The sequence below is a fragment of the Rhizobium sp. 01T444 genome, from assembly GCF_056398305.1.
This window is the reverse complement of sequence record NZ_JBFTPD010000023.1, coordinates 103,030-109,490: the sequence shown is the minus strand read 5'-3', so window position 1 is coordinate 109,490 and position 6,461 is coordinate 103,030. Positions and strand designations below refer to the sequence as shown.

6 protein-coding genes are annotated in these 6,461 nt (G+C 58.7%); 5 read left to right on the top strand and 1 reads right to left on the bottom strand.

Annotation, left to right across the window (positions count from 1 at the left end; all coding sequences use genetic code 11):
• Window positions 1-36 precede the first annotated feature (36 nt).
• On the bottom strand, window positions 37-279 hold the full coding sequence (locus AC1DTN_RS26360) for a DUF982 domain-containing protein (RefSeq protein WP_007819632.1): 243 nt from the start codon (window positions 277-279) through the stop codon (window positions 37-39).
• 260 nt (window positions 280-539) lie between these two features.
• Here AC1DTN_RS26360 and arfA point away from each other — a divergent pair, with 260 nt between their 5' ends.
• The 5 genes from arfA (at window position 540) to AC1DTN_RS26335 (ending at window position 6,379) form a co-directional block, all read left to right on the top strand.
• A complete protein-coding gene (gene arfA / locus AC1DTN_RS26355) occupies window positions 540-2,060 on the top strand; it encodes an arabinosylfuranosidase ArfA (RefSeq protein ID WP_477923242.1) in 1,521 nt (506 codons plus the stop codon).
• 63 nt (window positions 2,061-2,123) lie between these two features.
• Window positions 2,124-3,209 (top strand): ABC transporter ATP-binding protein, encoded by a 1,086-nt coding sequence (locus AC1DTN_RS26350; protein WP_477923241.1) that lies wholly within the window; start codon window positions 2,124-2,126, stop codon window positions 3,207-3,209.
• Between the two features lie 141 nt (window positions 3,210-3,350).
• The gene (locus tag AC1DTN_RS26345) at window positions 3,351-4,619 is read left to right on the top strand and encodes an ABC transporter substrate-binding protein (protein ID WP_310380628.1); all 1,269 of its coding nucleotides are present in this window, start codon (window positions 3,351-3,353) and stop codon (window positions 4,617-4,619) included.
• 100 nt (window positions 4,620-4,719) lie between these two features.
• Complete coding sequence (locus tag AC1DTN_RS26340; RefSeq protein WP_113321133.1) at window positions 4,720-5,553, top strand: carbohydrate ABC transporter permease; 834 nt, start codon at window positions 4,720-4,722, stop codon at window positions 5,551-5,553.
• A gap of 1 nt (window position 5,554) precedes the next feature.
• A complete protein-coding gene (locus AC1DTN_RS26335; protein WP_477923240.1) occupies window positions 5,555-6,379 on the top strand; it encodes a carbohydrate ABC transporter permease in 825 nt (274 codons plus the stop codon).
• The last annotated feature ends 82 nt before the right edge of the window (window positions 6,380-6,461 follow it).

The window sequence follows — 6,461 nt, the reverse complement described above, 5'->3', positions numbered from 1 at the left end:
GGGTGGACGCGGCATGTGCGCGTCCACCCCTCGGGCTCAATGGGTGGTTAGTCTTGCTTCTGCTGCCGCCGCGAGAAAATCTTCCCTTGCCGTTTCCAGGCTAACGCGTCCCTCGACTGCGCCTTTGCATGCATTGCTTGCCCTGACGAATTTCGCTCCCGTGCGCCGCGGCCACATGTCGTGGAGATAGATGAGTGCGTCGAACGGGCCTCTGACGGTCCGGGATCCGGCATTGTCGAACTCGATTTCGACCGGCTCGCTCCATTTTGCATTTGGCATCTGTTTTTCCTCCTCCTGTCGCGAGCGCCAAAACGTTGCGGAGCAGAATTTGTTCCCGCGCCAGAGGCTGGTTGGTTAATCGCGGCTTTAACGACCCGGCGGAGACCGACGATTGGGCCTGAAACGCCTGGTTTCTCACGGATTCCTTTGATCTTTCGCCATACTAAAACTGATTTTTGGATATTAAACAAAATACTTGATTAAAAAAATCTCTCAGGATAGCTTGCTCAAAAATCAAATTCAATAAACGAGGAACATCAATGCGGGCTAAAGCGACCCTGAACAGGGAATTCACCATCTCGACCGTCGATAAGCGCGTCTATGGCTCCTTCTTGGAGCATATGGGCCGCGCCGTTTACACCGGTATTTATGAGCCGGGTCACGAAAAAGCTGATAAAGACGGTTTCCGTACCGACGTTCTTGATATGGTGCGCGATCTCGATATGCCGATCGTCCGCTATCCGGGCGGCAATTTCGTTTCGGCCTATCATTGGGAGGATGGCATCGGCCCGCGCGACCAGCGTCCGACGCGTCTCGATCTTGCCTGGCGGACCCGCGAGACCAACCAGATGGGCGTCAACGAATTTGCCGACTGGTCGAAGCTCGCCAAGACCGAGATGATGCTCGCCATGAACCTCGGTTCGCGCGGCCTGAATGACGCTCGCAATTTCCTGGAATATTGCAACCATCCGGGCGGCACCTACTGGAGCGACCTGCGCGCCAAGCACGGATACAAGGACCCGCACAATGTCCGCATCTGGTGCCTCGGCAATGAGATGGACGGCCCCTGGCAGGTCGGTCACAAGACCGCAACGGAATATGGTCTGCTTGCCAACGAAGTCAGCAAGGCCTTCAAATATTTCGACAAGACGCTCGAAACCGTGGTCTGCGGCTCGTCGAACGACAAGATGAAGACCTATCCCGAATGGGAGGCACAGGTTCTCGATGCGAGCTATGACAGCGTCGATTACATCTCGCTGCACAAATATTTCGGCAACGAGGAAAACGACACGCTGAACTACTATGCCAAGGCGATCGAACTCGACCGCTACATCGTCACGATCGGCGGCGTCATCGATTACATCAAGGCGAAGAAGCGCTCCAAGCGCGACGTGAAGATCTGCTTCGACGAATGGAACGTCTGGTATCACGACCGCAAGGAAGACGATCAGCGCTACAAGAACTGGGACTGGCCGGAAGCGCCGCCGCTGCTCGAAGAGCTCTATAATCTCGAGGATGCGATCTTCGTCGCCTCGCTGATCAACGTCTTCATCCGCCGCTCCGACCGCGTCAAGATCGCCTGCATGGCGCAGCTCGTCAACGTCATCGCCCCGATCCTGACCAAGGCCGGAGGCCCGGCCTGGCGCCAGTCGATCTACTATCCGCTGCAGTTCGCGTCGAAGTATGGCCGCGGCACGGCGCTGACGGTTTCGGCCTCCGGCCCGACCTATGATTGCGATGTCGCGCAGGACGTTCCCTATCTCGATCTTTCGGCCGTGCTGCAGGAGGATGGCAAGAGCATCGCGCTCTTTGCGATCAACCGCAGCCTCGATGAGGCGATCGATCTCGATGTCGCCCTGCAGGGCTTCAAGGGCGCCAAGATCGTCCAGCATCACACGATGGCGGGCGATGACCTGAAGGCGCGCAACTCCGTCGAGGATCAGAACCGCATCGTGCCGACGGCAGGATCCGGCCTCCAGGTCACCGACGAGGGCAGGCTCACCGGAGCGCTGCCGGCGAAATCCTATCATTTCATCCTGCTCTCCGTCGCTTCGGCGTGAGTTGATCGCCATCGGGGCAGCTGGAGGAGGCTGCCCCGTCTGGAGTGCCTATCGGGAGGATATATGTCTGGGATAAAACTGACTGATGTCAGGAAGTCGTTCGGGTCCTTCGCGGTCATCCACGGCGTCGATATCGAGATCGAGCAGGGTGAGTTTGCCGTTTTCGTCGGCCCTTCCGGCTGCGGAAAATCGACGCTGTTGAGGATGATTGCGGGGCTCGAGGAAACGAGCGGCGGGCAGATCAGCATCGAGAATGAAGACGTCACGCACCGGGAAGCATCGAAGCGCGGCGTTGCCATGGTCTTCCAGTCCTACGCGCTCTATCCGCATCTTTCCGTCTTCGAAAACATGGCGTTTAGCCTGTCGATCGCCAAGCGTCCGAAGGCGGAGATTCAAGAGAAAGTGAAGGCGGCCGCCGATATCCTTCGCCTTGGCGATTATCTCCAGCATAAGCCGAGCCAGCTTTCCGGCGGCCAGCGCCAGCGCGTGGCGATCGGCCGTGCCATCGTACGCGAGCCGCGGGTCTTCCTGTTCGACGAGCCGCTGTCCAACCTCGATGCCGAACTGCGCGTGAAAATGCGCATGGAGATCGCCCGCCTGCACCGGCAGATCGGAGCGACCATGGTCTACGTCACCCATGACCAGGTCGAGGCGATGACGCTTGCCGACAAGATCGTCGTGCTGAAGGAGGGCATCGTCCAGCAGGTCGGGGCTCCCTTGGAGCTCTATCGCGATCCGCGGAACATGTTTGTCGCCGGTTTCATCGGTTCGCCGGGCATGAACTTCCTGAAGGGCAAGGTCATCGGCGCCGGACAGGGCTTTGCCCGCGTCGAGCTCGATGACGCGCCGGGCCAGGCTTTCGACCTGCCGACGCGCAGCCCTGTTGCAAATGGTGCTGCGATCAATGTCGGCGTCCGGCCCGAACATATCGGGCTCGGTGCCGGTGATACCGGCCTGACACTGCCCGTGACCGCCGAATTCACCGAGGAGCTTGGCGGCACCGGATATCTTCACGTGCTGACCGCAACCGATGCGGAGATGACTGTCGAGTGCCGCGAAAGCAGGCCCCAGCCGAAGGAGAAGATCAGCCTCTCTCTGAGAGTGCCTGAGATGCTGGCTTTCGATGCCGAAGGCAGAAGGCTCAGCTGATTGACGGGTCCGGAGCTTGAGATCCGGAGACCGGAAAGGAATGCAGGAGATCTTGATCGCGCGCCTTTGGAGGAGGCTCGCGGCAAAAGTCAGCCCGAGACGCGGGATGATCCCAACCCATGCTTTAGAGGAGGAACAAACGTGAGAAAACTCTTAAAACTTGCCGTTTCGGCGGCCATCGCATTGCTGCCCTCGGCAGCCGCATTCGCGCAGACGGACATTACTTGGTGGGATTTTTTGAGCGGCGGCGACGGCGTGCGCATGAAGGCGCTCATCAAGGAATTCAACGACACCCATCCCGACATCAAGATCAATGCCACAACGCTCGAATGGGGCGTGCCCTTCTACACCAAGGTGCAAACGTCTGCTGCCGTTGGCCAGCAGCCCGACATCATGACCTATCATATGTCGCGTTATCCGCTGGCCGTGCCGACCGGCATCCTGCGTCCCTTCACGGATGAGGAACTGGCTTCCGCCGGCATCAAGAAGGAAAACTATGTCGATGCAGCCTGGAAGCAGGCGACCTTCGACAACAAGGTCTACGGCATTCCCTTCGACGTCCATTCGATCGTTCTCTATTACAACAAGAACATCCTGAAGGAAGCCGGCCTGCTCGGCGACGACGGCCTGCCGAAGGGTCTCGACGGTCTCGACAATTTCAATGCTGCGCTCGACAAGATCAAGGCGACGGGCAAGGTGGAATATCCGCTGTCGCTGCACACGGATGAAGGCGGTTCCATGTGGCGCGTCTTCTATACGCTTCTCTCTCAGCAGGGCGCCAAGTTTATCGACGGTGACCAGATCCTGCCGGGCGATGCCGGCGTAAAGGCGCTGAAGACCATGGCGAACTGGGTCTCCTCAGGCTATTCGCCGAAGCTGATTTCCTATGAAGCCTCAATCGCGCTCTTCACCTCGGGCAAGGCTGCGATGCACGTCAACGGCGTCTGGGAAGTGCCGACGATGGCCGACCTCGCAAAGAAGGGTGAGCTCGGCTTCGAATGGGGGGCTATCGAAATCCCGAACCTGTTGGGCACGCAGGCCACCTGGGCGGACTCGCATTCCTTCGCCGTTCCAAACAGCGAGAGCAAGCCGATCACGCCTGAAAAGCTGAAAGCCGTGCTGCAGACCATCGCCTGGATGAACGAGCATAGCATCTCCTGGGCAAGTGCTGGCCATATCCCCGCTTACAAGCCGGTGACGGACAGCAAGGAATTCAAGGAAATGCAGCCGAACGCCACCTATGCGAAGCTTGCCGATACCGCCGTCTTCGACCCGGTCTCCAAGCTCGCGGGTGTTGCCGGCCCGATCTACGAGGCAACGCAGAACTTCGTGGTTCCCGCACTCAACGGTCAGCTCGATCCGGAGGATGCGATCGAACAGATGCGCGAAGAGCTGCAGAGCCAGCAGTGAGAAGATGCTGGCCGGAGCCTGTCTCCGGCCAGCCCTTCGTCCAGGGAGATGATCTGTGGTCAATACTGAAAAGCGACGCAAGACGCTGACGGCGATCGTCATGATCGCGCCGTTCCTGATCGCCTATGCGATCGTCTTTGCCTATCCGGTCTACAAGATGTTCGCCTTGAGCTTTACCGACGCCCCGCTCGTCGGCGAGGGGCAATGGGTGGGCTTCGCCAATTATGTGAGGCTCTTCCACCAGAAGCTCTTCTATACTTCGGTCTGGAACACCGGCTATTTCGTCGTGCTGACGGTCATCCCGAACACGTTGATCGGCCTCGGGCTGGCGCTGATGGTCGTGCGCCTGAAAGGCTGGGTGCAGAGCCTGGTGCTGGTGCTCTTCTTCATCCCTTATATTCTTCCGGTTTCCGTTGTCACCCAGATCTGGAAATGGGTCCTCGACCAGCAATTCGGGATCGCGCAATTCCTCATCGAGGCCTTCACAGGCGGGCGGGTCAGTGTGTTCCGTGATCCGATCTGGGCGATGCCGATGGTGGCGCTCGTGACAGTGTGGTGGACCAACGGCTTCAACCTGCTGCTTTTCATTGCCGGCCTGCGCAACATTCCCCACGACTATTATGAGGCGGCGATGCTCGATGGCGCGACGCGCTGGCAATGCTTCAAGCGCATCACTTGGCCGCTGATCTGGCCGGTGACCGCGCTGGTGCTGACATTGCAGCTCATCCTGCAGCTCAAGATCTTTGACCAGGTCTATCTCTTGACCGAGGGCGGGCCGTTCAATTCCACCTATGTGCTCTTGCAGCTCGTCTATCGCGAGGCCTTCCGATCGAACCATGGCGGTCTCGGCTCTGCTGTCGCGGTGATCCTGTTCATCATCATCGTCGTCGTCTCGGTGCTGCAATATCAGCTCCTGCGTGTGCGGGAGCGCTGAGATGCCCGGCAAGACAATCGGCAACGCGCTGCTTCTGATCCTCACGCTGGTGATCGCCTGCACCTGGGCTTTCCCGATCTATTGGGCGATCGTGACATCCATCAAGCCGGAACAGGATGTGGTCAACAAGACAACCCTTTTCCCTGACGTCTTCAATTTCTCGGCCTATTACTACGCACTCTTCGAGACGAAGCTTTCGACATGGTATTTGAACTCCATCGTCACCTCGGTGAGCGTGACCGTCGTCGTCATCTTCATCAGCGTCATGTGCGCCTATGCGCTGTCGCAGATCGTCTTTCCCGGCCGCAAGCTTCTCTACGGCATCATCCTGGCAAGTTTCATGGTGCCCTCGCAGGCGCTCGTCATTTCGCAGTTCGTGCTGATGCACAAGCTGAACCTGATCAATACCTGGGGCGGCATCATCCTGCCGCAGCTGATCGTTCCCGTGGTCGTCATCGTCTACAAACAGTTCTTCGATTCCGTGCCGAAGGAACTGCGCGAGGCGGCCAAACTCGATGGCTGCGGCGAATTCCAGATCCTGTTCAAGCTCTATCTGCCGCTGAACTGGGGGATTACCACGGCACTTGCCATCATCACCTACATCATGGCGTGGAACGCTTTCCTGTGGCCGTTCCTCGTGACCAACTCCGACGACATGATGACGATCACGGTTGGCATTACCCAGACGAGAGATGCCTTCGGCGTCAAATATGCGCGCGATATGGCGCTGGCGATCCTTGCCGCCATGCCGGTCGCCGTCGCCTACCTCCTGTTCCAGAAACGCGTAACGCAGGCCCTGATGCTGTCATCGGGCATCAAGGGATAGGTGCATGAGAGATTTGCTTCCGGGCCGAGGTGAGAAGGCCCAGCCGGTCCGCGAGAGCTCTCCCGAGGCGCGGACCGGCGCT